This window comes from Candidatus Nitrospira nitrosa (genome assembly GCF_001458735.1).
In the GTDB taxonomy this organism is placed as follows: domain Bacteria; phylum Nitrospirota; class Nitrospiria; order Nitrospirales; family Nitrospiraceae; genus Nitrospira_D; species Nitrospira_D nitrosa.
The window spans coordinates 506147-532075 of sequence record NZ_CZQA01000008.1 but is presented as its reverse complement, the minus strand read 5'-3'; the positions used below and the strand labels follow the sequence as shown (position 1 = coordinate 532075).

Here is a 25929-nt window from a genome sequence, read left to right as displayed (position 1 = left end):
CATTCATCGATGGAGACTGGGCCTGTGTCGATTGCAACGGAGAGCTCTTGGGCCCGGAGACTGGGTAGCGTACAATGACTCCCCATGTTGCGGGTTATCACTGGTCGCTTCCATCCATCTCTTGAGTCCTCTCTCGTTGCCCAGCTCCGGCAGGCACAGACTGGCAATCCATTCGCCCAGGTTGCGATTCTTGTCCCATCAAGCACGTTAGTCGCTCGCCTCAAACGGCTCCTTAGTGTTGAGAAGAACTGCGCGCTGCTCAATGTGCACCTTCTTACCTTTCACCAGTTCGCCCTTCGCCTCGCTGATGAGATCCATGGTCAGGATCGGGCGACGAGAATTCGTCTTGTTGACGATCTGTTTTTCGAGCAGCTCATCCGCTATCTCACAAGGAGTCGCTCCTCTGGGTTAGCACCACTTCAACGGATCGGACATGCCTCTGGGACATGGGGAGCCCTCTGGTCGAGCATTCGTGACCTAAAGGACGCCGGAGTTGATCCTGCTGCAGCCATCCAAGGTGCCACGGAAGGCTATTTCGGCCAAGATGAATCCGATCAGCTCCAAGCCCTCTTCTCCTTGTATGCGGCCGTGGAAGAGGTAGGTACGACTCTTGGGGTAGGGACGGATGATGATTTTGCTGAGTCCTTGATTCCATTCGTTCCATCGTCTCCCTTCCTGGCCTCACTGACGCATCTGTTCTATTACGGATTTTACGATCTCACGCAGGTGCAACTCTCGCTGCTTGAAGCAGTACGTGCAACCGTCCAGACCACATTATTTTTTCCCCTGGAGCAGGACAGCGCCTACATGTTCGCGCAACGCTTCTTCGATCGGCATATCAACCCGCTGGTTGCAGGTCCGCATGTTTGTGTCCTATCGCCACCGCGAGATGTGGATATTGGTGGCAGCTCTGTGACGTTGTCGATCTCCAGCGTCATCGGGGCGGAAGAGGAATTGGCGTTCACCTGTCGTCAGATCCTCGACCTCATCGAGACAAACGGGTACCGATTTGACGAGATCGGCGTCGTAGGCAGGACGTTGGATCCCTACAGCGGGTTGTTGAGAAGCGTGTTCGATCGGCATTGTATTCCCTTCGTGACGAACGGAGGCACTCCGCTGATCCATGAGCCGCTCTCCAAGCTTCTCTTGCAGCTGGCGTCCCTGCCCATCAACGATTTCTATGGCACGACGGTTCTCGACATCATTGGCTCGCCGCTCTATCGCTCGTCCGAGCCACTAGAGGGGAACCCCCACTATCGACCTGAACAATGGAAGGCCATGGTCTCTGCTCTCCGTATCACCCATGGCCGTGGTGAATGGGAGCGGGTGAAACGGGCGAGCCAGTCCATGCTGACGCTCCACGATGAAAGGGAGGAGGAGATCCAGGGAGGATCGCTGGATGTGGCACCGGAAGTGGCGGCTTTGTGCTGGCAGGTCGTTGAAGAATTGTTCCAATCCTGTGAAGCGGTGCCCGTCCAGGCAACGATCCGAGGACACGTGGACGCGCTTGAACAGCTGGTTTCCCGCCATCTGTCTCGTCAGGAGGCTGGGGGCTCAGAAACGAAAAGCCCTGGTGATACGCGATTCAACTCCATTTGGCAGGCTATCGAACAGACTTGGGAGGGGCTACGGTCGCTCGATGTGCTGGGGGAAGAACTCTCTTGGGCCGAATTTGTTTCACTGCTGCAGCATGCGGTGGAGCGTGCTTCTGTGCCGGTGAGTTCCGTCTCCAATCAAGGTGTGACCATACTCGATGCGATGGCCGCCCGCGGGACTCCTTTCAAGGCGTTGTTTGTCATCGGGCTGAATGAAAAACACTTTCCCCGTTATATTCGCGAGGATCCCTTTCTGCGCGACCGTCATCGTACGGTTCTCGATAGCACGCTCGGGTTTAAGATCGATGAAAAACTAGCCGGTTACGACGAGGAGACGTTGCTGTTCACCCTGCTCTGTCAGGCTGCAACCCAGCGGTTGTTTCTCTCCTACCAGCGGGCCGATGAAAATGGTCGTGTATCCGTGGTCTCGCCCTATGTCGAGCAGGGTTCTCTGCAGCTCGGTCACCTCGAGTGTCCGGTAGAGACGGTTCCACGCCGCCTAACAGATCGAGTGGCCCAGCGACCCGCGATACGCCAGTATCTTCCTCTCAGGGATTTAGTGAGATGGATGGTGCTGAAAGGGCAGGATCCTGCTTCATTCTTTCAGGCAATGGGAGAAGATGGTGAGTTGTGGAGTCATGCAATGGTGGCCGTGGCGGCTATCGAACAGGACGTGCCGTCGCTCACACCGTTCGATGGGCAGACCGGGCCGCTCCCATCCCATTGGTCACGGATGATGCGACGAGGGGTGGCTCCGACCCCGCTTGAACGGTATGCTCGCTGTCCTTTCCAGTATTTTGGGACGGACGTGCTACATCTCGAACCGGTTCGTTTGGCGATAGGGAAAGAACCCGATGCCCTGGTGTTGGGCATTCTGCTCCACTCGGCACTACGCTGCGCGTATGAATCGCTGGTTGAAAAGGGATGGCCTGCCACTGCCTTGCCGGGCGACAGCGTTCGTCGAGTCGCTGAGGAGGCCGTGGTACGGGCGGCTGCGGAGTGCGAGCGCGAGTATCCACCCGGGCATTTTCTCTTGTGGGAATTTTCGAAGGAACAGGCCGTTACCCTAGTACTCGCAACAATTTCTTCCGATCAAGCGGCCTACGCGGAGCTGCCTTACCAGCCGATTGCCTTTGAACAGGAGGCGTCCGGGATCTTGTCGCTTGTGGTCAAGGAGGAATCAGTCGGTCTGAAGATTCAAGGCCGTCTAGACCGTCTCGACCGACATCGAGACAGCGGAATCCTGCGAATCATCGATTACAAATACAAGACCGGCAGCGCCATGAAGACGGAGGACCGGAATCTTCGCCAGTCGGCGGTTCGAGGCTATCGATTGCAGCCGCCGTTCTATGCTCGACTGGACTTGGGTGAGCGAGGAACAACTGAAGGAGTGCAACTGCTCTTTGTGGCCCCAAACTGGTCAAAGCCAATCGATCGCTCGATGTTCGCCACACGGGATTGGTCCGGCAACACGGGCGCGTTGCTCCAGGATACAATCGAGCGTCTGGTGACCGGCCTCAAGGCCGGCCAGTTCTTTATCCTGCCGGGCACCTACTGTGAGACTTGTGAGTACCGGGTGGCCTGTCGGCGCGAGCATCAGCTGACCTGGTGGCGGTCCTATCGTGCACCGGAATCCAAAGATCTTCGATCCTTAAGAACGATGAAGGTGCAGGATGAGTAATCAGCACGAGATTTCTGATCGTGCCGCCCGTGAGGGTGCTGAGACGACGTTCGACCGGAACCTGGTTGTGATTGCTGGGGCAGGAACCGGTAAGACGACGCTCTTGGTCAATCGTCTGGTGCATCTGGTGATGAAAGAGCCACGCCCAGTGTCCATCACGCAGGTGGTCGCCCTCACGTTTACAAACAAAGCCGCGATGGAAATGAAAGTGCGCTTGCGTGAGCGACTGACCTGGCTGGCTGATCCGAGAACCGATGGGGCACGACTACAAGACGGTGGAGCCGTCTCGGCTCAGGATCTGCAAGAACGGTACGGGCTCACGAGAAGTGAGATCGCGGCGCGTGCCCGTGCTGGATTGGCCGATATCGAGAAAGCCCAAATCGGGACCTTGCATAGTTTTGCCGCGCACCTGCTGCGCTTGCATCCGTTGGAGAGCGGTGTCGATCCAGATTTTCAAGAAGATGACGGCTTGCGATTCGAAGAGCATTTCACGCAAGCGTGGGATGTGTGGATCGATCAGGAGTTGAGCCGAGAAGGCTCGAACCATGATCAGTGGCGTCGCCTGCTGGAGGTGACGACTCTCGAAGAGGTCAAAACCCTTGCCCATGCACTCTGCAGCGAACTGGTGGATCTCAACGTTGTGCAGTCACAGCTGGCCCAGGGCTCAGTCAATCCGAGTGTCATTCGGTGGGTTGGTGAACGTGCAGACAAGGCTCAGGCATTACTGAAGACCTACGATCGTCCCAAGCGACGAAAGATTGAGGAGATGCTTGGGGCCGGTCTCTCGTTGCTGACTCAGGTGGTGAACGAATGCCCCTGCGCTCTCCAACAACGGTTGGATGTCTCGACTCGCGATTGGCTCAGTAAGGACATCGGAAGTAAGGTCAAGGATTGGGATGAATCAGAATTTCAAGAAGCCAAACGACTCATCGAAACCAGTCAGTCCCTTTTGGATGTCGATCATCTGCTGTTCGGGGATTTGCTGAAGCTCCTTGGTCCCCTGATTGAGTCGATCCGCTCATCGTTCGTGGATAAAGGGTGGTTGTCATTTGACGGCCTGTTGGCGAGGGCGAGAGGTCTCCTTCACGCGCATCCCAGAGTCAGGGAAGGGATCAAGCGAGAGTATCGGGCGGTGTTGGTCGATGAGTTCCAGGATACCGATCCGATTCAGTATGAAATCATTCTTGCGGTGTCAGAGCAGCTCGGCTGTCATGAGACCGCATGGCAAGACATGAGGCTGGATCCCGGGAAGCTTTTTATTGTTGGCGATCCAAAGCAGTCGATCTATGCGTTTCGTCGAGCAGACATTGAGGCCTTCGACCGGGTGGTCGACAAGATCACCCAAGGCGGTGGTGTCATCCAAACGCTCACGACGAATTTTCGCAGCGCCGCAGCCGTGCTCAACCCGATCAACGACATCTTTGACCGACTCTTTGTCCAGCACCCACTCGTGCAACCGGCCAATGTCCGGCTTGAAGTGCGCCCACAACGTCGCCCGTCAACGATGGAGGCGGGAGTCCGGCTCTTAGTGACGACTCCGGCTGAGGGGAATGAACCGTTTGACGCGGATCTTGCCGTGCGAGCCGAAGGGGAAGTGCTGGCGAGGTGGTTGAGGGATGAGATCCTCTCACGCCCTCATACTGTGGCAGGCCACGTCGCGTTGCTCTTTCGAAAGCTCACTCAGGCCGATGCCTATCTCGACGCCCTACGCCGGCACAACATTCCCTATGTTATTGAAGGGGAAAAGCATTTTTATCGTCGCCAGGAAGTGATCGATCTGGTGAATGTGCTGCGAGTGCTTGACCATCCGCATGATCGCATTGCCCTGACGGGACTGTTGCGTTCCCCGTTGGGCGGTTTGACGGATCGCGAAGTGTTTGAATTCCATGAGGCTTCTCAATTGGAATATAAGCTCTGGACAAGTCTCGACTCGTTCGACCACCCAAGGGCTGCGGCGATTCGCCGTCTCTATGAACAATTGGATTGGCTTCATCAGGCCATTCCCTCGGTTCCACTGGCTGACGCGATCCAACTGATCTTCGATCGGCTCCCGCTCTTGGAGGCCGCGGCTGCTTCCCTGCATGGTGAACAGGCCGTCGCCAATTTGTTGAAAGTGAAACAAACTGCCGCCTCACTTGCCGAACGGGCCACGATGACCTTGAGTGCGTTCATCGAGTTGATGGTGACGCGCTTGGACGAACAACCGGAAGAGGCAGAGAGTCCTTTGGCTGAAGCATCTTCCGATGCAGTGCAAATACTGACGATCCACAAGGCCAAGGGACTCGAGTTCCCTATCGTGGTCTTGCCGGGAATGCACCAAGGAACAGGACGGGACCGCACGGTGCCACATGTGGCACATGATTGGTCGAGCGGCATCTATGGATTGTCCCTCGGGTCAAAACGGACGATCGGGGCGGTCCTGGCTCAGGCAAAATTTGCCGTACGAGAAGAGGCCGAACGACGGCGAGTATTCTACGTTGGGATGACCAGGGCCAAGGAGCTGTTGGTGTTGTCTGGTGGGAAAGTGGCCCGATCGGTCGGGGAAACGACATTCCAATGGTTGCAGAAAATTGGCGACGGGCAGGTTGGCGAGATGACCACAGAGCAACTCTCGATTGGAGCGAGTATCATTCCCCATCGCATCGTGCATGCGCCGGAGCGAACCTGGCAGCGCCAGTCATGCTCACCTGAGGATCCGGCTATCTCGATCGATGTGACGTCAATCGCCAGACTGTGGCAGCAGCGGAGAGAACGGTGGAGTGCTGTCGGGGAGACAGACTGGCATTTGACGCCCACTGCATTAACTCGGCAAGCAAAACCGCGCAAGCCTCTTCCCGCTCAAAACGGTCAGTTCCGTGACGTGGGACGACTGACAGGGATTGCCGCGCATCGGATCTTGGAACGGTGGGAGTTCTCGTCCCCACCGAGTGGATTGATTGAGCAGATCGATCCCGTCCTTCAACAGGTACTCCAATCGGAAGAACGGACTCTGTTTCCAGCCATGACGGACTCACTTCATGAACTGTTTACGACATTTGGGGCGTCACCTCTCTATGACAGGCTTCGGTCGTCCCAGATTGTGGGCCGTGAAGTTCCGTTCACCATGCCCTGGGGTGATCGGCAGGTCATGGAGGGGGTCATGGATCTTCTCTATCGATTCGACGGAGAACTCTGGATCGCGGACTATAAGACGGATGTCGTTTCATCTGATCAGGCGGTAGTTCGAGCCGAGCAGTATCGAACGCAGGGAGAAGTTTACAAAGCAGCGGTGCGACAAAGCTTGAAACTGGAGCCGCGATTTCATTGTTTGTTCTTGCGCTGTGCGATGGCTGTAGAGTTGTGAGTTGTCGATTGTGAGATGTTGAATATGGCCAGGCATGACCAGATGTCTTCCGAGGCCTTTGCCGAGCTGGTTCAACAGGCCATTGCCGACCTACCGCCTCCCTATGCCCAATTGATGGAATCGATCGCCGTGGTCGTCGAGGATGAGCCGCCGAAGGACGTTCTTGAAGATCTGGAGCTTAAGAGTGAGGATGATTTGCTCGGGCTCTACCAGGGCCAGTCGCTCGCGGCTGATTCATTTTTTAGGTCGGGAGGGGAGCCGCCACCTCGGATTTCGATCTACCGCGGTCCAATTCTCCGTCTCTGCGAGAGTCCGGAAGAAGTGGTTCAAGAAGTGTACGACACTGTCGTCCATGAACTCGGCCACCATGTGGGCCTGGACGATGACGAGATGCCATATTAAACCAGTTTCGAGTTGCGAGTTTCGAAACCCGAAACTTAAGACTTGGCTGAGGGTGCGTAGGTGGGCGCAGCTTTGTAATAGCCCAAGATCAGCATGAGGATCCCGACCAGCACCATAGGGACTGAGAGGATCTGGCCCATGGTGATCGGTCCAAAAATGAACCCCAAGTGCTGATCCGGTTCACGGAACAGCTCGACGATGAGTCGGCTGAGGCCATACCCGGTAATGAAGGTCCAGAAGAGGGTACCGGGTGGGGTCGGGCGGCGGTCGATCCACCAGAGGACCGTAAACAGCGTGAGTCCTTCCAGCGTCGCCTCATACAATTGGGACGGGTGGCGGCAGGCAGGCCCTCCCCCGGGAAAGACCATGCACCAGTCGACATCGGTTGCCCGGCCGAAGAGCTCACCATTGATGAAATTCCCGATTCGTCCACACCCCAAGCCGATCGGTGTCACGCAGGCCGCAAGGTCCGCCACGGTGTAGGCGGGAATCCCCTGCTTCCGGCTGAACCAGATCAGGGCGATGATCGTCCCCAGGAGCCCACCGTGAAAGGACATCCCTCCTTCCCAAACTGCGAGAAGTTTCAGGGGGTTTTGGCTGTAGTATGAAAAATTATAGAAGAGCGTATAGCCGATCCGTCCCCCGAGAAACACGCCGAAGGCAGCATAGACAACCATGTCATAGACCTGGTCCTTCCGGATTGGCAACTCCTTCCGGGTCACATTCCGTTGAATGAGAAAATACGCGGCGGTGAGTCCGATCAGGTACATCAGCCCGTACCAGCGAAGCTGAATGGGGCCAAGGGCGACAATAATCGGGTCAAGATTGGGATACGGGAGCGCGGCTGGAGGGGCCATCAATCGTTTTCCAAGACCGTCCGTTGCAAGAGCGTGCCGTTTTTTATAAAGGAACACGAACCAGCAGTCATGTGCCAGACTCTGAGGGAGCTAGGCAAGACTTGCCCGTGGATAATACGGAGGCTCACGTATCAATGCAAGTGCATCGGCCATGAGAAATCTTTAACGTTTCATGGTCGGCAAATCGGCTTCCATGGCGGTCAGGCAAGGATCGACAGGAGACAGCTGTTGGATTTCTGAGACGGCTGTCCCTAGATTTGTTGAGAAAAGGAGACCAAAAATTAGTCACTCCTCATTGACAAAAAACGCCCTCCGCGATTTTTCACGGAAATCTGCTTCTCAACATCGCGTCCGACCCTGGCACGGAGCATGCTGATAGTTCTTCCAAGAGAAACGGGGTGCGAAGCGATCTTCCGGCTCATTCACCATCACGAGGAGGTTCACCATGTCGGAGCAGCAGAAGCAAGTCGCCAAGGTAGCTGCATTCATCGCTGGTGGGGCGGTCATTGGGGCAGGGCTCGGGCTCCTCTTTGCTCCACAAACCGGTGCAGAGACCCGTCGAACCATCAGCCGCTATGCTCGAAAGGCACAGGCACAGACCAATCGCTGGGGACGGGCCGTCAAATCAGGAATGGAAGAAGCGCTGAACCGTAAGGCTGAACAAGAGAAAAGTTGTGAAGCAGAACGGCCACAACTCGTCGCGATGATGAACTGATTGCCCCGACGATCATCGGTAGTAGCTCGGCCTGGCACCTCCCCCTGGGCGGTGCCGGCTGCCTGCTACCGATGGTCCACGGGAATTTGAATGCTGATTGCTCCCGCCAGTTCTCCTACCTGGGCGCCTTCTCGTGGATAGCCGGAAATATCGAGAATTCCTTTGGGGCTTCCGTGACAGGTGAGACAATCTTCCGAATAGTAGATCGGCATCATGGTCCTGAGCAACTGTCCGCCATTGATCCATTCAACGGTTGGACTGGTCACGGCTGTCTGACGGGCAAGTTGCCTCAGGACTGCTTCCTCGTATGGATCAGGAGTGTTTTTTAGGTTTCTCGGAGTGAGGGTCGTTTGTTTGATCGTCACGTGTGATCGATTGGAAAACTTCCGTGCGGTCTGGCTGCCGAAAGTTGCCGGGATGAAATTCTTATATCCGATTCCGCGCTGATTGATCACGAATTGCGCGTCTCCCACAACCTCTTTACTCGCGAGAAGCAGCGCGGCCAACAGCTCCTTGGTATAAGACATCAACGACGAGGGCGGATGTTTCAGATCGATGTGGGTTTGCTGGAAAAACTCGTCACGGAGTAGACGTTCAAAGATCTCGGGCGTAAATTTCTTATCCCCTTTGCTCGGATCGTTGATCAAGGCTTGGTTTTGGTGGACGACGACACGTCCTGCATTGAGCAGGGCGGTCAGAAGGTGTGCGGTATTCTCATGTTCCTTGGGCGAATCCTCCGTCCAGCCGATTTGGGGACAGAGAAGCGGCAGGATCAAACCAAGCAATCGTAATCCGTTCGATAAGACGATCATGAACACCCCGACTTGTTCATTGCCTCTCCGCAACGCGGCACTGCCCCTGATCGTAATGCTGAGGAACTTGCGTGATCTCCAGGGGTAGCCCTTCACTGGTTGCTCGCCGAGTAGGCGCGTAGGGTTCGTCCACCCATCTCCAGCGCATATGCTTCAGTCGATTCGACTCTTCCAGGCGAAACAGAAGATTGTTCAGCAACCATTGTAACTGCCTATGGTCGTCGCTGGTCACGATGGAAAGATTCTCATGAGTCAGAATCATAGGGGTGCCGTCGAGTTGTGTCAGCAGCCGCCAATCTTGCCAGACGCGTTTTGTCACATACTCGAGAATGGAATGATTGGTCAGGATCACGTCGATATTCAGATCCTTGGCTTCGATCGAGGCGGGAAGTGAATCGCAGATCACCAGGCGGGCCTGCTTGAGATTAGCCTCGGCATACAGTTGAGAGGATCGTCCCTTTTGAACGGCGACGGTCAATCTCGCAAAACTTTTCCTGACTGCAGCCAGGGTATCCACCTGCCCGTTCTGCTGTTGAAGTTGTTGTCGTATTCGGTCCGCTACGTCTGGATTTTGGATGATAGCGGCTATGCCGTCATTATAGAAGTACGGAAGCGAAAACCATAGGCCGGTCGGCCTCGTGCCGGGTATCGTTCCGCTGACGGATGAGACAAAGAGATCAAGCTGCCCTTCGTTCATCTTAATAAAGAGATCCGGGAAGCGAGTGACATGGAGGGTGGGAACAATAGGCGTTTGTTTGCCGCAGTGAACAGTGAGAGCGTCCGCGACTTCTCGGATCAGTTCGATATCCAGTCCGGTAACTCGAATCCCCTCGTCGGTATACATGGCGGGAAAAATGAACGGACGAAATGGTTCAACGGAAATCCCCACACGCAATCGCCCGCGGGCACAGATGACCGACAGTTCGTCCTGGGTCAATGGGTGTATGAGCTCGACGGCATCATAGACAAGACCGCATCCTTGCAGAAGAGTGCAGAGGCCCGCCAGCATAAGTGACCCGATGAATTTCTTAATGGCGGAAACGCCCACGATCCATATCTCCCATGTCTCGACAGCTCGTCAGCACCATCGGCTTAAAACCGAAGGCCGATGGTGAAGAGCCATTGTTTTGCCAAGTCGGACCTACTCTGGGCATCGATCTCAAATCGCAGGTACTGAAGTCCCATATCGACGGAAAATCCCTGAGCGACAGGAAATCGTACACCGATCTGTCCTCCATATAGGTAGCCGGGGGAAAGGGGGCCGCGCCCCGGTAAGGTGCCTCCCAGCATTGCGCCGACATAGGGTACCGCCCGATGCTCCAGCGGACCGAAGAGCACATGTCGCAGGATGCGACTGATGGGTTTGCCGCTTGGAAAATCCAATACGTCAATGAAATTATTCCAACGTGGGTTCGCATAAAGAAGATGCTGGTCAGTAGTTATAATGGGATTATGGAGACTGAAATACTGGTAGATCCCTCGTACTTCAAGGGGGCCATAGCGAAGCGCGGTGAATCCGCCTTTAACGGAGATAAGTCTGCTTTTTGGTGCAAAGTTTTGTTGGTTGAAGGCTGCGTCGAAACTGAATGGGCGGAGCGGAAGGATATCGAGAACCGCCTCTTGGCTCACCGCATCACTCGGCATCGCCGTTATGATGAGGAAGGCAGCGAGGAGAAATTGTGAAACCGTGGTTCTCAGACTGCTACTCTTGAGCTTGATGAAATTGATTTTCCATTACTATACCGCAGGCCCAGATGTGATTTCATAAAAGTTTTTGGCGTCTTGCTTGCTGACGCGATCGCCGGGTATGCGATCCTGTGGCCGATTCAGTCTGTCGCACACAGTGTTTGTGTGTCATGCCATGGGTAGGGGCCGGGACCGTGAGAATAGTGGCAGAGAGCCAGGGTCGCTATGATACAATCCGCCCTTCGCCGGAGTGGCGGAATAGGCAGACGCAAGGGACTTAAAATCCCTCGGGCTCAAAAGGCCCGTACCGGTTCGATCCCGGTCTCCGGCACCATATTGATGAAGAGGGTAAGGTTTGATCCTAAAGAGATCGGCCGACTCTCCGATGTTCAACGTACTGAAAGAGGGATTCATGAGCATCAAGACAGGAATGATGGCCGTCGGTGGTGCGGTACTGCTCGTCTCGGCCTTGATTGGGGGAGCATGGGTCGTCACCGCACCGCCGGACAACGTAGAGCCCTGGAAACAGAAGACCTGCGATGAACATGTACAACAGCTGGACATGCTGAATCGGTACAAATTGTTTTGGTCATTTGTCCAACGTCGGCAGGGATTCAACGACTGCTTGAAACGGGTCGACGAGCTCGGTATGAAGCCACCATCTGAGTGACAACGAATTCCCGTGTTCTCAACACGGTATGTCCGTCAGTGAGTGTCGCTTCCGTTGGCGCCACGTTTCTTCGTGGTGCTGTTCCAACATGCGTATACTGAGGTTGTGTGTGCCGTCCACTCGTAGGTTTTTTCAGACGTCTCCTGGAATTTTTCTCGTATTGATGGCTCTTCAGGTGTGGGGTGTAGGAGCGGTGTGTGCGGAGTGGCTGTTGGTCGATCGTAACGAGAAGGATGCGATCTACGTCGATTCGGAGAGCATCAGCCGGAACGGGGAGATCGTGAGGGCCCTAGTGTTAGATGATCTCAAGGCCGCCAGCACCAGAGGGCTGAGCACGTTCTTATCCACTCGTAACCAAGAGGAACACGATTGTTCCAGGGAACGGTTTCGCCTTGTGGCGATTGAGCGATTTGCCGGAAATATGGGGACCGGTCACTCGATCTACAAAAAATCTGGTGAGTCCAGCTGGGTGCCCATCACCCGAGGGACACTCGCGCAGTCAGTGTGGAAATTTTTGTGCGGGAAAAAGTAGTGAAGCCTGAGCATGCAAGTGCGCTGCATCACGGGGATACGCTGGTTCCTCCACACCTCCAACATTCAGAAAATTGACGTTCGTGTTGTTCGCCACACCCGGTGCAGACCCAAGCCCCTGGATTTGACGGCTGAGTAATCAACTCTTCGTCGAGGACTTGTCGCGCCCGATAGGCGGCCTCGTCTTGGATGACCCACAGTTCAGGGAACACTTCAGTAAAAGGAATCTCTCCGGCCAAGCCGGATGAACGCTGGTTCTTGATCAGGCACCGGATGCCGGCCTGCTCAAGCTGCTCCTTGCGCATTTCGACTTCAAATAAATGCTGAGAGACGAAGATCTTTTTCATCCAGCTCCTGCAGCTGCGCGTGGCGGTTCTCAAGGAACAGGTGCTTACCGAAGGAAGCGTTTTTTCACAACTTTGTACGGAATAGACCTCCCTTCATCAGCAACCTGGACGTCGGCCTCGATCTTTTTGCGGACGAAGATTTCGAACATGATATCGTTCCACGTGGCTTTCGCAGATAGCTTCTTTATTATATCGAAGGCCTGTTTCTTAGGGGGTCGGCATCTGAGTTCTCATGGACGATCAGCTTAGAGCCTAGGCCTTGCCTGATCCGGAGTCAAGAATTCCATACGTGCGGCTCCAAGCGGTTGTAGAACAATGGAACTAAAGAACAAGGGAAGGTAGAGAGTTCAAAGAATATCCCCGCTGATTAAGAGTCAGCGGGGATGAATTCTCAGTCTACTTCTTAAAAATCAGTCTCGGTTCGGTCATGTTCCCCATCGGGGCTGCCACCAGCTCCCAGCCATCGGCTCCAAATTCATTCAGCTTGGTTTGCATATTCTGGGTATCAGGCAGTACCTCGACGATCATGTACTGATATCGTTTGGGCTCTTGGGCTTTTGCGGAGAAGGGTTGGCCCAGTAAGAATAAGATGCCGAGTGTTCCAAGGGTGATGGCCGCTATCGTCCACGCGACTGAAATTCGTATGGTCAGCATATGTCACCTCACATCGGTTGTGGGCTGGGAGAATTCGACGCGTCAGTTCCTTCCGACGCCGAGATAGATCTTGCTCGAAGCGGATGATCTCATCTGCCTACCGACATCCGCTATCTTCCTATGTACCCGCTGATTGACGAGGATGCAAGTGTCAACGGTGAGAATTGGATTCGAGTCCTCAGTGAGCTATTCTTGTTCTCGGAAAATCGGAAGGGATTTCAGGCTAAGCGAGATTCGTATGACTCATCGCAGCCTGGATCTTAGCCGTCAACCTCAAAAACAGTTGTTCGTGTCTCTTTGAGATATGGCGTTGGCGAGGGATGTCTGACTCGATTCTCTCCAAGAGCTCGCATGAACAGGGAAGCGCGAGCCTTTGAAAAATCTGGTGAGTGCGCGCCTATTTTTCGCATGGCCTCACGGTCATAGACGTTCTCGTCGCAGACCGGGCATTCGTGAGGCTTCAGCCTTCACGCCTTTGCTGGATGTTTGTCGTGCGGAGTACCTCTGAAGCGGATACGTCGCTCAAGATCGACTCGTCGACATCAAACTCTGTCAGGCGATCCAACTCCGTTGCAATTCGAGCGTTTTCGCTGCATGCGTAGTGAGCAGCTAACACAACGCGCTTGATCCGAATGAGGATATCGCATTACGGATGCGCCACGCGCCAGTTTTTACCGACGCCGAGATCGACTTTGAGCGGGGCTGAAAGGCCGAGCTGTTTACCTACTCCTTCCATCTCCTGCTTCACCAGCCGTTTTGTTTCCTCCAGATCGTGGCCCGGCACTTCGAAGATGAGTTCGTCGTGGACTTGAAGAATCATCTTCACGTGGGGCAGTTCCTTGTGCAGGGTCTTGTGGACGTTGATCATGGCCACTTTGATCAAGTCCGCCGCGGAACCTTGGATGGGGCTATTCACCGCCATGCGTTCGCCAAAGCCCCGTTGTGTAGGATCGCCGCTCTGGAGCTCAGGAATCGGCCGGCGGCGGCCAAGGATAGTGGTGGTATAGCCCTTCTCTCGCCCTTCGGCGATGTTTCGATCCATGAGAGCCCGCACCGCAGCGAATCGCTCAAAGAACGTCTCGATGTATTTTTTCGCCTCGGCCTGGGGTACTCCTAAATTCTGGGAGAGACCGAACGGGCTGATGCCGTAGACGATACCGAAGACGACGGTCTTGGCCGCGCGGCGCATATCTCGCGTGATCTGGCTTGAGGGGAGCCCGAAGATTTCCATGGCCGTGGCCATGTGGATGTCTTCTTCCTTGGCAAAGACCGAGAGCAGCCTGGGATCTTGTGACAGATGGGCGAGGATGCGCGGCTCGATCTGGCTGTAGTCGGCGCAGAGCAGCTCATGACCCTTCGGAACAATGAACGCTTCACGAATGCGGAGACCATAGTCCCCTTTGACGGGGATGTTTTGCAGATTCGGATCGGTCGACGACAGCCGTCCAGTTGCGGCAACGGTCTGGTTCAACGAGGTGTGGAGCCGTTTCGTCTCCGGCCTGACGAGTTCTGGTAAGGCGTCCACATAGGTGGACTTGAGTTTGCTGAGGCTACGGTAGTTCAAAATCTGCGCAGGCAAGTCATGTTGCGATGCCAGTTGGGTCAAGGTGTCTTCATCGGTGGAGTACCCGGTCTTTGTTTTCCGCAGGGGTTTTAGGCCGAGCTTCTCGAACAGGACGGTGGCCAGCTGTTTCGGGGAATTGATATTGAACTCGCCTCCGGCTACTCCAGCGATGGTGTCCATCATGCGGTCGAGTTCCCGTTCGAGTTCTTTACCCAAGGTGTGTAGCGCTTCGACATCGAGCAAGAACCCATTCCGTTCGATGTCTGCCAGGACCGGGATGAGTGGCATCTCGACATCGGTAAAGAGGGGCAGGCTTCCCTGGCCCGTCAATTGGTTTGCGAGGATGGGTTCGAGTTGTATCAAGCACGAAGCGGCTTCTGTGGCTTGCTCTCGGGAGCCGGAATCAACGTCAAAGAGCGACTGAGGTTGAGCGGTTTTTCCCTTATCCGATCCGAACCGCTCTCCAAGCCGTTCCATCGCGATCGTTTCGAGGCCATGGTCTCGGCGATTGGGATTGAGTAGATAATCGGCGACCATGGTGTCGACATAGGGTGGCGCCAGGGTCACGCCCAGGCGATGTAAGGCCAATAGGGTGGCTTTGAGGTCATGTGCCACTTTGGTTCTCTGTGGATCGTGAAGGAGAGGCATGATCGGTCGCATATAGGCGTGAATATCGATCGGGACGAAGACGGTGTGGCCTCCACTCGAGAGCGCGAGACCGTTCAGATCGGCATGCACACCTGGTTGTCCGGCGAAGAGGCAATGCACGGCGAGCGGAGTATGTTTGGGTAAACTTTCAGCGAACCGCTGTGCGGCTGACTCATCCTCGATGACGACTGGCGCAGGAGCTTTGGCCTCTGGCTGTTTGGAGGACGGCTGAAGACTCTTCAACAGCGACATGAACTCGAGCTCGCGCAGCAGTTCGGCGAGCTGCTCGTCGTGCGGTGGCTTGATCCGGTAGGATTCAGGCTGGAAGTCTACCGGGCTCTGGGTATCGATGGTCGCGAGCTTCCGGCTCAGCCGTGCATTGTCCGCCTGTTCTGTCAGGAGGGTCTTGATACGTGCGGGTGTCACCTCGTCGAGTCGGCGAAGCAGCTCATCAATGGTCCCAAACTGAGCAATGAGTTTCATAGCGGTTTTCTCGCCGATGCCTTTCACCCCAGGGATATTGTCGCTGCTGTCGCCCATCAATCCCATGATTTCGACGACACGCGCCGGTTCAACACCGAACTTGGCGATACATTCCGCATCGCTGGACCATTTGTCTTTCACCGGATCGTAGATGCGCACGTGCGGTGTGATGAGTTGGAGCATGTCCTTATCGCCGGTGACAATAATGACATCATGGCCGGCCCGTTCTGCTTGGCGAGCGAGGGTGCCGATGAGATCATCAGCTTCGTAGCCGACTTGTTTGACGGCGGGGATATTCAGTGCCTCCACGGCTCGATGAATGTACGGGATCTGAGCCTTCATGCCGTCGGGCATCGGCGGACGCTGCGCTTTATACTCTTTGAATTCCTCGTGCCGGAGGGTCGGCCCCTTCTCATCGAATGCGACGATCAGGCCATCCGGGCGATGTTCACGGATGATCTTGAGAAGCGTGGTCATGAACCCATAGACGGCGTTGGTCTGGAGGCCTTTGGAGTTATTGAGGGCCGGCAGGGCAAAAAAAGCGCGATAGATATAGGCACTGCCGTCGATCAAATACAGAGTGGGGCGCTTGTTGGATTGGAGTGATGTCTCAGGCATGGAGCTCTTTCAGTGCGGACTTCTGAGGGCTGAGTATTGAGAGGAGATCATACGCCCCATCTCAGTACTCAGCACTGTTGTCTCAGTCCTGGTCAGGGGTCTGGCGCGATCGTGAGCGGAGGCTTCCCAAACTTCTGGCGCATGTTGTTGATGGTGCCCAGAACAGCGGGCTGCCCGATCATCTTGGCTTCGAGTTTGCGCTTGCCGGGAAAGTCCAGCATCGTGATCCCGATTAACATCGTGAGAATGCCCTGACCTGGGAGGAAGAGCATCAAGAATCCGGCGAACAGAAAGATCGCGCCGACCACATTCTTCGCGAGATGGCCGAGGAGCCGAAGCACCGGGTGATGATTTTCCATCCAACGTCGTGGTACACGCGTGTCAAAAAATTCTGTCGGCAACCTGACCAGGATGAACGGGATGGCGATCAACGATCCGACAAAAAAGACGATCGAGAGGGCCGTCAGGGTGACGAGTGTTTCGGTGGAGATATACTGCTCAACCGTTGCAATGAGTCCATCCATCGGGCGGCATCCTAACACGGGCTCCGACGCCTCTCAAGGCAAACAAGGTAGATCTCCATGGTTTACGGAGTCGCCCCATGCTCGCTATAATCGCATCGTGACGGCAGTGTGGTGTCAGGTGAACCTCAAAGCTGCAACGTTCTTAGGCATCTTGACGGTCGTCATTGGGGATATGTCGTTTGCAAGCGGGGTCTGGCCCTCGACGGAAACGGATGATGGGCTTCAGATTGAGATCACTAGAAAGGGCGCCGGCAAGCAGGTGGTGCTCTCACAGGGGGTGAAGGAATGGTTTATGCTGATTGAGGTGACCCCTGAAAACGCCGTCATTTTGAAACAGGAAAAAGAGCAGGACCGGTATCTCATTGATGAAAGTGAAACACATGATCGTCCGATGACGGTTGATGAAGTGGATGCTGCAATTACAGACTATGTCAACAGTGTGAAAGCCAGGGTACGGAAGAAGTAAGCCATGTCGACCAAACCCAAGTTTGTCATTTTCGCACACAATGCGACCTACGATAAGTTGCATCAGGTCGCGACGCTCGGCATGACGGCCGCCGCGATGGGCAAAGACGTGATCGTGGTGTTGCTGTTTTGGACGATCAAAAAGCTGGCCGAGGGCAAGATCGATCAGATCGACTTTCCGCCGGAGTATGCGGGATCAGCAGAGGAGGTCGCTCGGCTGCTCAAGGAGAAGAAGGTCCCCAAGATTTCAGAAATGTTCCAAGATGCGAAGCACGTCGGGGCACTTCGGCTGATCGCCTGCAGCGCTGGCCTGGAATATATGGGCGTGGACAGTTCCGCGGTTGAAAAGAATGTCGACGAAGTGATGGGCTTGCCCGCGATCCTGTCGTTAACGGCCGAAGCGGAAACGAAACTCTTTATCTAGCAGGCTGTTGACAAAGACCGCCAGCGGCGTTCTCGCGTCGCTCAGAGGCTCACCGTACAGGGCAGAGTACGATTCACCTCTTCACTCGCTGCGGCCCATCCGGATCTGCTCAGCAACCATACGTGTACAGATTCTTTCTTCAGGCAGCCAGGGTTTGTCAACACACTGCTAGCGTGTTAGAGGCGAGGTAAAACGTAAAGAAGGAATCTGATATCCTTTTTAGGTCTCACCGTTTGCCTTTCACCTTTAACGCGATTTTGTGACTCCTACGCGATCGCATAGGTCCGTCAGCTTGCACGTGCTGCATAGGGGCGACACAGGAAGACAGAGGTTCTGTCCATAGGGGACGAGAAGGTCGTTGTAGATGATCCAGTATTGTTTCGGCAGTTTACGGCGGAGCACAGTTTCCGATTCTTCCGGCGTCTTAGTCTTGATGTAGCCCCAGCGATTGCTGATGCGGTGCACGTGAATATCGACACAGATTCCAGGTTTTCTAAATCCAATCGTGACCACGAGATTCGCAGTCTTCCGCCCGACTCCTGGTAAGCTGACCAGTTCGTCGATCGAGTCTGGAACGGCTCCACCATAGTCGTTGATCAACCGGTGGCAGATCTCGTGGATTGATTTCGCCTTGGTCCGATAGAACCCCACCGGATAGATCGCCTGTTCGATTTTCTTCAGCGGTATCTGGAGTATCGTGGCTGGCGTGCGAGCCAAAGCAAAGAGCCGATCACCGGCTTCTCTGGTTGTTTTGTCTTTGGTTCGTAAACTGAGGAGAGTGGAAAGAAGAATCAGGAAAGGATCCCGGTCTGATTCCTTGGCGACTACGCCGACGACTGGCTCTTCCCATCGGCGAATTTCCCGCTTGAGGATGCGGATGGCGGCATGGATCTGCTCCTGACGCATAAGGGCGTAGGCACGATCGAGGAGGAGGCGAATGAAGGGGGTGAAGAACCCTAACGGGAGTCTCTACTCAGGCTTCCGCTTTGACAACCACTTCTGCCGGCGTCGTTGGGCTTCGCGTTGCTTGGCCTTCTTCCTCACGCTTGGCTTCTCATAAAAACGGCGACGCTTGAGCTCACGAAACAGACCTTCGCCTGCGAGCTTCTTCTTGGCAACTTTCAGTGCTTTTTCAACGTTGTTATTGAAGACCTTGATTTCCATCCGGCTAACTACCGACTTTCTCAGGCCAATCCAGCCTGTTGGTGATGGTTCGTCACAATGCAGCCGCGGAGTCTAACACAACCTCTTCAGCTCCTCAAGACTTTCGCGTGTCTTTATGATTTTTGCTTGCACTAATTCCATAACAGAATGATTTGTTGAGCATTTTACATTTGTCCGTGCCGTGAAGAGACCTGCGTCAGCAGTCGCGATAGCCAGGATCATACCCACCGTAAGGTCTGAATAGACTGTTGGCTTGACCACCTGCCGTAAGCCATGAAGGACACGTGCGACATCGCAGGCTCTTTCTGCAATCTCCAGAGGGACTTCCGTCGCCTTGAGGAGCGCGTTCGAAACTGTACCAGGACGATCTGAGTGTTCCTTGGGAATCTTGTAGGCCTCCATCAGGACCCCATAGGCGAATGCATCTTCTTGAACAAGGTCGTATAGCCGCCGACTCAATCGCAGAAGGGTTCTTTCTCCGTCGGATTGTTTAGCCAGGCGCGCGCCCATAACTCCCAACGCGGCAGCTAAGGCGCCCACAAGAGCGGCGACGCTTCCACCTGCGGGAATGGGTTTGGTATCAGAGACGGCGCTCAGAAAGTCCGATAGAGTCTGATCGGATGTGTCCTTTATCTCCATGGCTTCGGCAATTCTTTTTTCCAGGATATGTGATGGATCGAATCGTTCCAGCTGAAGCGACGTCACTGCAGCGTGCTCTAACGCAGCCTGCGGAAGTAAACCGATCAACTCACTTCCGGCTACTGAAATCCCCTGTTTTTCTGCTTCAGTTTTGACAGCCTGAAACGCAGACTGTACTGGCGTCACCTGATAATCTGTCAGGTTCATGGAAACCTGGACCATGCCGCGGCTGGCCAGTTCGACACCGATCGCCTTCACATGGGGCAAGCCGCCATTCGATTGTCGGACAGTCTTGGCAATGGAGCGGGCGATCTCGATGTTCTGAGAGCGGAGGTTCACGTTGAAGGCGATCAGCGGAAGTCGAGCCCCGATGGCGATGGCTCCGGCACTCCGATGGAGCCGAGGCGGGCCGAAATCAGGTGCCCAATTCGGATCAGATGCCATTCGGAACGCCAATCCTTTGAGGCCCCCGCGTCTGACCGCTTCCAAGGGGGCATGATCAGCTCGCGTTGCGGCGCGTTCGTACAAGAAGACGGGAATTTCTAGTTCACGTCCAATTCGTTCTCCGAGTCGTGCGGCAAGCCGGACACAATCCTCCATCGTCGTACCCCTGATTGGAATGAATGGGACGACGTCTGTGGCCCCCACCCGAGGATGCACACCGGCATGGTTTCGCAGATCAATGAGGTTGGTTGCGGTACAGATGGCACGGAAAGCCGCATCGACGACTGCTTCTGGGGTTCCGCAGAAGGTCAGGACGGCTCGATGGTGATCTGAATCCATCGAGTGGTCCAAATGTACGACGTCGGGTGTCGAGGTTACCGCGTTGAGTAGGGCTTGAACGGTGGCTCGATTTCGGCCTTCACTGAAGTTGGGCACACATTCAATGATTTGGTCCATGCCATCTGTCTGAGCGTAAACGAAAAAGCCGGAGGACTTCGTCTGGTCCTTCCGGCTTCTGGTCTTGGTGATCTCGAAAAGGTCTAATTATTTTGTCTTTTTGACGAAGGCTTTGTAAATCCTTCCCGACTTCGCCTGCTCCTCTTCCAGTCCCACCATTTGATGGCCGGTGGTTTCGCACCAAGCCGGCATATCCTTCTTGATGCCTTCATCGTCGGAGACGACCTCCAGCACCTGGCCCAGGGCCAGCTCTTTGATCTTCTTCGACGTCAGAATGATCGGCATGGGACAAAAGTACCCTAAGGTATCGAGTTTCACATCGGCCTGCATCATGAAGATATCCCTCACGCTCAGTTGAGAGCAGTCAGATTAAATGAACAAATTTACGCTGCCCCGTTTCGCTTCCGCCAGATACGTCGTGACCCCTGCGAACTGATCGATGCCATCGATGAGGGTGTCTTTGGTAATACCCATGAGCCCCATGGTCGTCGTGCACGCGATAAAATGGACGCCCAGATCCAGGGCGGTCTGCATCAATTCAGGTACATCGGGCATGCGATTTTGCTTCATGACTTTCTGCATCATCTTCGTGCCCAACCCGCCCATGTGAAAACGGGATAGCGGAAGGCTGTCGGCGCCGCCTTTGTTGAGCAGCCCAAACATTCGGCGAAGCCAGTCTTTCGCCGAACTGGTCGCGCCTTTTCTTCGGATGGTATTCAGCCCCCAAAAGGTAAAGAACATCGTGACCTTCATCCCCATCGCGGCTGCGCCTGTCGCAATGATGAAAGCGGCCATCGCCCGATCGAGATCACCGCTCAACAAGACGATGGTGACACTTTCTGGCTTGGATTCTTGTAGCTGTGCCAACGTCGCCGCTGGCTCGATCTGTGTGGCAATCATCGTATCACCTCACATCATGCAAAAACTCAGAGTGCTCAGTAGTCAAACAGAATAGTATGTGGTTCTTAGGAGTGTCAAGGAACAGGGTTATCCTACTTGGTCCGTTCGTTGCTTGACCTGCTCTCCGCCGCCCGCTATAGTCATAAACCGATCTTAGGAAGCCTTCTTGTGCCCCTCCTGTTCAGTTATGATTCAAGCCCCATCACCTGAAGTCGTATCATCTAGGAGTGCTCCGCTCTTCGGCTTCTGGTATCCGGCTGTGCCGAGCCATACCCTGAGGCCAGGGACGATGAAAGGGCTGGTGATGTTGGGTTTGCCGATCGTGCTATGCCGCGATCGAGAGGGACGTCTGGCTGCCATGCGCGATCTCTGTCCTCACCGGGGTATGCCGTTGTCATGCGGACGGTTTGACGGTGAACGAGTGGAATGTCCCTACCATGGTTGGCAGTTTGACACGCAGGGGCGATGTCGTCGAATTCCTGCGTTACCTGACGGAAGCACGTTCCAAACGGAGAAGGTCGGTGTCACTTCGTATCCCGCTGAAGAGACGGACGGGATGATTTGGTTATATCTGGCTGATGAACGAGGGAACAGGGACCCGTTGCCACCTGCTCCGCGCATGCCTCTTCCTGCGGAGCCTCGGCAGTCATTCCACATTTCCCTGACCTATACCTGCACGGCCGATGATGGTGTCATCGGGCTTATCGATCCTGTTCATGGACCGTACGTCCATTCTTGGTGGCGCAGTGATGCGCGGATGCATGAGAAGACGAAAATCTTTGAGCCGATCCCCTATGGCTTCCGGATGACTGCGCACCGGCCGGCGAAGAATAGCGGGCCGTTTCATTGGGTCGAGCGCATCTACGGCGGGCCGATGACGACCACGATCGACTTTATCCTCCCGAATCAGCGGGTCGAGCTGATGCAATGCGGTAGCGCGTGGGTTGCCAATCGATTGATGGCCACACCGGTATCCGAGATGGAATGTCGCATTGACTTTTCGGCTTACTGGTTTGGTCTGCATTGGCTGCCCTTCGGCAATCTGATTTTTCGTACGCTGACCAAGATGTTTCTGAGCCAGGATGAACGGGCCATGAAGCATTTAGCGGTGGGTCTCCGCCACAAGCCCTCATCAATGTTTCTGGGGGACGCTGATATGCCGGCTCGATGGTACTACAAGCTCAAAGCCGCCTATCTTGAATCGGTTCAGACCGGGCGTCCCTTCGATCACCCGCTCAAAGAACGAGTCACGCTCCACTGGCGAAGTTGAACTTCTCGTAGAAACGACCAGACAGCGCGGAGAGTCTGAAGTTATCGGTCAGGTTGATCCGTGAGGATGAATTCCATCGCCCGACGAATTTCATCGCGTGATCCGATTAGGACTACGATATCCCCGGCCAAGAGTTTCGTTTTGTCCGACGGGTTTGATTCCGTCACCCCACCTCTGGTCAGGGCAATGATCGACGCTCCGGTCCGCAGACGCAGTGCCAGCTGGGCGAGCGTTTTCCCAGCCGCCGGTGCGGTTTCCTCAATCCGGCAGGTCTCTACTTCAACGTCGGCGAGAGTGCCGCCGCGCAAGTGGTGGGCCAGCTCAGGCAGTTCGCTTCGCCGAAGGAGCGCGTAGCCTTCCCGACGAACCTGCTCCGCCTTGCGCATGACGAAGTCTTGCGGCATCTGATAGGTGCGGAGAACAAGCGCGAAAATCTCGATCGATGTTTCGAATTCTTCCGGCACCACATCGTCAGCGCCGAGCTGATGGAGTTCTTCCAGCTCACGTAAATAGCGAGTCCTGACGACGATATGAATCTTTGGATTCAGTCCTCGAGCAACCTGCACGGTCCGGCGCGCCATGAAGGGATCGGAGATGGCCACAACCAGGACTCGCGCCTGTTCAATTTTGACATGCCGCAACACGGTTGGATTGGTCGCATCTCCGTAGTAGAGCGGTAATCCATGCGCAGCCTCTCGGCGTACGGTTTCACCGTCCAAATCCAACGCAATATAGGGAACCTCCGTCTCGCCCAAGACGCGAGCGAGGTTGCGGCCGTTCAATCCATATCCCACGATAATGACATGGTCCTTGATGCGTAGATGCCGCCCTTCCGCTTCGAGGACATGTGTCATGGTCTGTTCGGGGAACCAGCGGTGGAGTCGCTGAATGGCCTCGACCCGTCGACCGAGATGCGGCGACAGCTGAATGAGGATCGGGGTAATGATCATTGAACAAACTGAGACGGCCAGAAATATCTGATACTGTGTCCCGGACAGGAGCTGATCCTCCTGGCCGACTTGTGCCAGGATAAAACTGAACTCTCCCACTTGTGCGAGTGCGATGCCGGTCATGACCGCGGACCGGGGTGGCATGGAGGCGGCAAGCACGGCGCCTGCGCCCGCGAAGAATTTTACCAAGAGGACGATCAGCAGAAGGCCGGTCACGACGAAGGGGTACTCCAGCAGGATATGCCAATCCATCAGAATGCCGATGGACACGAAGAAGAGGCTATTGAAGCTATCTCGAAAAGGCAGCACTTCGGCGATGGCTTGGTGGCTGTATTCTGACTCGGAGATCACGATGCCGGCGATGAAGGCGCCGAGCGCCAACGAGAGTCCACCGAGAGAGGTCAGCCAGGCGATGCCGAGGCAGAGAACGATGATAGTCAACAAGAACAGTTCTCGGCTTCGACTGCGGACAATGTGTTCAAGCAAGATCGGAACCGCATACCACGCGCCGACCAGAATGCAGGCCACCACGACTAAAGATTTGCCCAGAGAGAGCAACACCGGTACAAGCGCCCCATCGCCAGGGCTGGCAAGGATGGGTGTGAGCAAGATCATCGGTACGACGGCGATGTCTTGGAAGACCAAGATCCCGATCGTCGCCCGCCCGTGCGCTGAATCGCTTGCTTCACTGGCAGTCAAGGCTTTGAGCACAATGGCGGTGCTGCTGAGTGAGAGCAGAAACCCCCAAAAGATTGCCTGAGAGGTTGGTAATCCCGCGAGAGTGCCGCCGAGCGATGTGATGGCGATGACGCCTCCTACTTGGATCGGAGCGGCGATCAGCAGCAGGCGTTGAAGGGAGGCGAGTTGGACCAACGAGAATTCAATGCCGATGGTGAACAGGAGGAGCACGATGCCGATTTCCGCCAAGACCTGGACGGTGGCGATATCGGAAATGAGATTGAGCCCATGGGGGCCGATCAGCGCACCGGCGACTAAGAATCCGGCGATCGAGGGGAGTCGGAACTGATGAAACAGAAACACCACCGCAATCGACACGGTATAGATGAAGAGCAGATTGGTGAGGACATTGTAGTCGGTCATACTGGGCTGGTATCGATCGTACGTCGTTGCTTGATGAATGTGTCCAGAGACTACTGACGACGTGAGAGTACGAGCCTACGTTGCTTTATCCAACAGCGTATCGAGCCTATGACAGGCAGGATACCTGAGGTTTCTATCTCGGACAAGGTAATGCAGGGTGTGGGACAGGAGCGATTTGGGGTAAGGGAGCCCGGGTATGTAAAGGTAGGCTGCTGGGTGCCGGCCCCGCATGGGCTTGGGGTGAGCGACGGGTGAAACCACGGTAAATGTCAGTCGGTCGAGGGGCCATAGGTTGTGATTCCCCCTCTAAAGCTGCATAGACGGAAAACAAAGTATTGAGTAGGGTGTGCGCACCAATTATTGAGGGTGACCAGGGGTGCTCACGCACCGCCTGTCTTGATTATATGATCTGGAGGTGTCCCATGCGGCAGGTTGAAGGAATGTTCCTCTCTGCGACCATTTTGGTGGTCCTGTCCACGGGAATAGCGCGGGGGGATATGGGAGCTAGTTCAACGACCTGGAAATGTCTCGAGGCAGACGGGACCTCGCTGTACACCAACAAAGAGCGGACCGGGTGCCAAGCGATGGATCTGAAACCGCTTTCTATCGTGCCTGATTTGGTGAATATGCCGACCATTCCTCGACCGCAGGCAACGAGGGATTCACAGTTTGATTTGCCTCCCGCTCGGGACCGTGAGTCGGTCGGTGCAGGACGGCAGGTGCCGGAATGGGCACGTGACTGGTATGCGAGCAACACGGCTTCTGGCTCAGTCCAGGCGGAAGTCTGCACGCTGTATATGGAATGGATGCACCTCGTACAGAAGACCAGGGGAGGGATGTTCTTCGGGACCGATCCGTCCTATGGGGGGGACATCACGGGGAGAAATCAGCGAGGGGCCAGCCATTCGTTCTATGACAATGCGCGCTACATCGCGTTGTCGAGGCTCTTCGGGACAGGGTTTGTGCCGGTAGGGTGTTTTTAACGT

24 protein-coding genes and 1 tRNA gene are annotated in these 25929 nt (G+C 55.2%); 11 read left to right on the top strand and 14 right to left on the bottom strand.

Annotated elements, in window-relative coordinates; translation table 11 throughout:
* Positions 1–84: 84 nt before the first annotated feature.
* The 3 genes from COMA1_RS11375 to COMA1_RS11365 are packed head-to-tail and all read left to right on the top strand — an operon-like array spanning position 85 to position 7021.
* Positions 85–3276, top strand: coding sequence for a PD-(D/E)XK nuclease family protein (locus COMA1_RS11375; RefSeq protein ID WP_090748499.1), 3192 nt, complete (start codon positions 85–87; stop codon positions 3274–3276).
* Entirely contained in the window at positions 3269–6619 is a 3351-nt protein-coding gene (locus COMA1_RS11370; RefSeq protein ID WP_090748496.1) for a UvrD-helicase domain-containing protein, read from the top strand. The genes COMA1_RS11375 and COMA1_RS11370 overlap by 8 nt, the downstream gene beginning before the upstream one ends.
* A gap of 24 nt (positions 6620–6643) precedes the next feature.
* Positions 6644–7021, top strand: a complete 378-nt coding sequence (locus tag COMA1_RS11365) for a metallopeptidase family protein (protein WP_090748874.1) — start codon at positions 6644–6646, stop codon at positions 7019–7021.
* Positions 7022–7056: 35 nt separating this feature from the next.
* Here the strand turns inward: COMA1_RS11365 and lgt are convergent, their stop codons facing one another.
* Complete coding sequence (gene lgt, locus COMA1_RS11360) at positions 7057–7878, bottom strand: prolipoprotein diacylglyceryl transferase (RefSeq protein WP_090748493.1); 822 nt, start codon at positions 7876–7878, stop codon at positions 7057–7059.
* A 445-nt stretch (positions 7879–8323) separates the two neighbouring features.
* On the opposite strand from lgt, the gene COMA1_RS11355 reads away from it, so the two are divergent.
* Entirely contained in the window at positions 8324–8593 is a 270-nt protein-coding gene (locus COMA1_RS11355; protein WP_090748490.1) for a YtxH domain-containing protein, read from the top strand.
* 65 nt (positions 8594–8658) lie between these two features.
* On the opposite strand, the gene COMA1_RS11350 is transcribed toward COMA1_RS11355, so the two are convergent.
* The 3 genes from COMA1_RS11350 to COMA1_RS20630 are packed head-to-tail and all read right to left on the bottom strand — an operon-like array spanning position 8659 to position 11049.
* On the bottom strand, positions 8659–9405 hold the full coding sequence (locus COMA1_RS11350; RefSeq protein ID WP_141654311.1) for a Tll0287-like domain-containing protein: 747 nt from the start codon (positions 9403–9405) through the stop codon (positions 8659–8661).
* A 16-nt stretch (positions 9406–9421) separates the two neighbouring features.
* Positions 9422–10453: a substrate-binding periplasmic protein gene (locus COMA1_RS11345; RefSeq protein WP_090748484.1), complete on the bottom strand. Its 1032-nt coding sequence runs from the start codon at positions 10451–10453 to the stop codon at positions 9422–9424.
* A gap of 44 nt (positions 10454–10497) precedes the next feature.
* Positions 10498–11049, bottom strand: a complete 552-nt coding sequence (locus tag COMA1_RS20630) for a hypothetical protein (protein ID WP_141654310.1) — start codon at positions 11047–11049, stop codon at positions 10498–10500.
* A 286-nt stretch (positions 11050–11335) separates the two neighbouring features.
* On the opposite strand from COMA1_RS20630, the gene COMA1_RS11330 reads away from it, so the two are divergent.
* From COMA1_RS11330 to COMA1_RS11320, 3 genes are all read left to right on the top strand, one after another.
* Positions 11336–11425, top strand: a tRNA-Leu gene (locus tag COMA1_RS11330).
* 78 nt (positions 11426–11503) lie between these two features.
* A complete protein-coding gene (locus tag COMA1_RS11325; RefSeq protein WP_141654309.1) occupies positions 11504–11761 on the top strand; it encodes a hypothetical protein in 258 nt (85 codons plus the stop codon).
* A gap of 88 nt (positions 11762–11849) precedes the next feature.
* On the top strand, positions 11850–12293 hold the full coding sequence (locus tag COMA1_RS11320; protein WP_141654308.1) for a surface-adhesin E family protein: 444 nt from the start codon (positions 11850–11852) through the stop codon (positions 12291–12293).
* A gap of 28 nt (positions 12294–12321) precedes the next feature.
* Here the strand turns inward: COMA1_RS11320 and COMA1_RS11315 are convergent, their stop codons facing one another.
* The 4 genes from COMA1_RS11315 to COMA1_RS11300 all read right to left on the bottom strand — a co-directional run bounded on the left by COMA1_RS11315 (position 12322) and on the right by COMA1_RS11300 (position 17130).
* Entirely contained in the window at positions 12322–12639 is a 318-nt protein-coding gene (locus COMA1_RS11315; protein WP_090748468.1) for a putative signal transducing protein, read from the bottom strand.
* 396 nt (positions 12640–13035) lie between these two features.
* Positions 13036–13293: a hypothetical protein gene (locus COMA1_RS11310; RefSeq protein ID WP_090748465.1), complete on the bottom strand. Its 258-nt coding sequence runs from the start codon at positions 13291–13293 to the stop codon at positions 13036–13038.
* 646 nt (positions 13294–13939) lie between these two features.
* On the bottom strand, positions 13940–16606 hold the full coding sequence (gene polA, locus COMA1_RS11305) for a DNA polymerase I (RefSeq protein ID WP_090748462.1): 2667 nt from the start codon (positions 16604–16606) through the stop codon (positions 13940–13942).
* 92 nt (positions 16607–16698) lie between these two features.
* Positions 16699–17130: a PGPGW domain-containing protein gene (locus COMA1_RS11300; RefSeq protein WP_090748459.1), complete on the bottom strand. Its 432-nt coding sequence runs from the start codon at positions 17128–17130 to the stop codon at positions 16699–16701.
* A gap of 118 nt (positions 17131–17248) precedes the next feature.
* Between COMA1_RS11300 and COMA1_RS11295 the strand changes: the two genes are divergently transcribed.
* Both COMA1_RS11295 and COMA1_RS11290 read left to right on the top strand, forming a co-directional pair.
* On the top strand, positions 17249–17596 hold the full coding sequence (locus COMA1_RS11295) for a hypothetical protein (protein ID WP_141654307.1): 348 nt from the start codon (positions 17249–17251) through the stop codon (positions 17594–17596).
* Between the two features lie 3 nt (positions 17597–17599).
* Complete coding sequence (locus COMA1_RS11290; protein ID WP_090748453.1) at positions 17600–18019, top strand: hypothetical protein; 420 nt, start codon at positions 17600–17602, stop codon at positions 18017–18019.
* A 246-nt stretch (positions 18020–18265) separates the two neighbouring features.
* Here COMA1_RS11290 and COMA1_RS11285 read toward each other — a convergent pair whose 3' ends face one another.
* The 5 genes from COMA1_RS11285 to COMA1_RS11265 form a co-directional block, all read right to left on the bottom strand.
* A complete protein-coding gene (locus tag COMA1_RS11285) occupies positions 18266–18925 on the bottom strand; it encodes an endonuclease III domain-containing protein (RefSeq protein WP_090748449.1) in 660 nt (219 codons plus the stop codon).
* A gap of 63 nt (positions 18926–18988) precedes the next feature.
* Positions 18989–19183 carry a 30S ribosomal protein S21 gene (gene rpsU / locus COMA1_RS11280; protein ID WP_087473173.1) on the bottom strand — a complete coding sequence of 65 codons (195 nt, stop codon included), beginning with the start codon at positions 19181–19183 and terminating at the stop codon, positions 18989–18991.
* Positions 19184–19255: 72 nt separating this feature from the next.
* Positions 19256–20722, bottom strand: a complete 1467-nt coding sequence (gene ftcD, locus COMA1_RS11275; protein WP_090748446.1) for a glutamate formimidoyltransferase — start codon at positions 20720–20722, stop codon at positions 19256–19258.
* 87 nt (positions 20723–20809) lie between these two features.
* Positions 20810–21055: a sulfurtransferase TusA family protein gene (locus tag COMA1_RS11270; RefSeq protein ID WP_090748443.1), complete on the bottom strand. Its 246-nt coding sequence runs from the start codon at positions 21053–21055 to the stop codon at positions 20810–20812.
* A 36-nt stretch (positions 21056–21091) separates the two neighbouring features.
* Positions 21092–21622, bottom strand: a complete 531-nt coding sequence (locus tag COMA1_RS11265; protein WP_090748440.1) for a DsrE/DsrF/DrsH-like family protein — start codon at positions 21620–21622, stop codon at positions 21092–21094.
* A gap of 187 nt (positions 21623–21809) precedes the next feature.
* Between COMA1_RS11265 and COMA1_RS11260 the strand changes: the two genes are divergently transcribed.
* Entirely contained in the window at positions 21810–22892 is a 1083-nt protein-coding gene (locus tag COMA1_RS11260; protein WP_090748437.1) for an aromatic ring-hydroxylating oxygenase subunit alpha, read from the top strand.
* A 41-nt stretch (positions 22893–22933) separates the two neighbouring features.
* Here the strand turns inward: COMA1_RS11260 and COMA1_RS11255 are convergent, their stop codons facing one another.
* Entirely contained in the window at positions 22934–24943 is a 2010-nt protein-coding gene (locus COMA1_RS11255; protein ID WP_090748434.1) for a monovalent cation:proton antiporter family protein, read from the bottom strand.
* A 422-nt stretch (positions 24944–25365) separates the two neighbouring features.
* Between COMA1_RS11255 and COMA1_RS11250 the strand changes: the two genes are divergently transcribed.
* Positions 25366–25926, top strand: a complete 561-nt coding sequence (locus tag COMA1_RS11250; RefSeq protein ID WP_090748432.1) for a hypothetical protein — start codon at positions 25366–25368, stop codon at positions 25924–25926.
* Positions 25927–25929 lie beyond the last annotated feature (3 nt).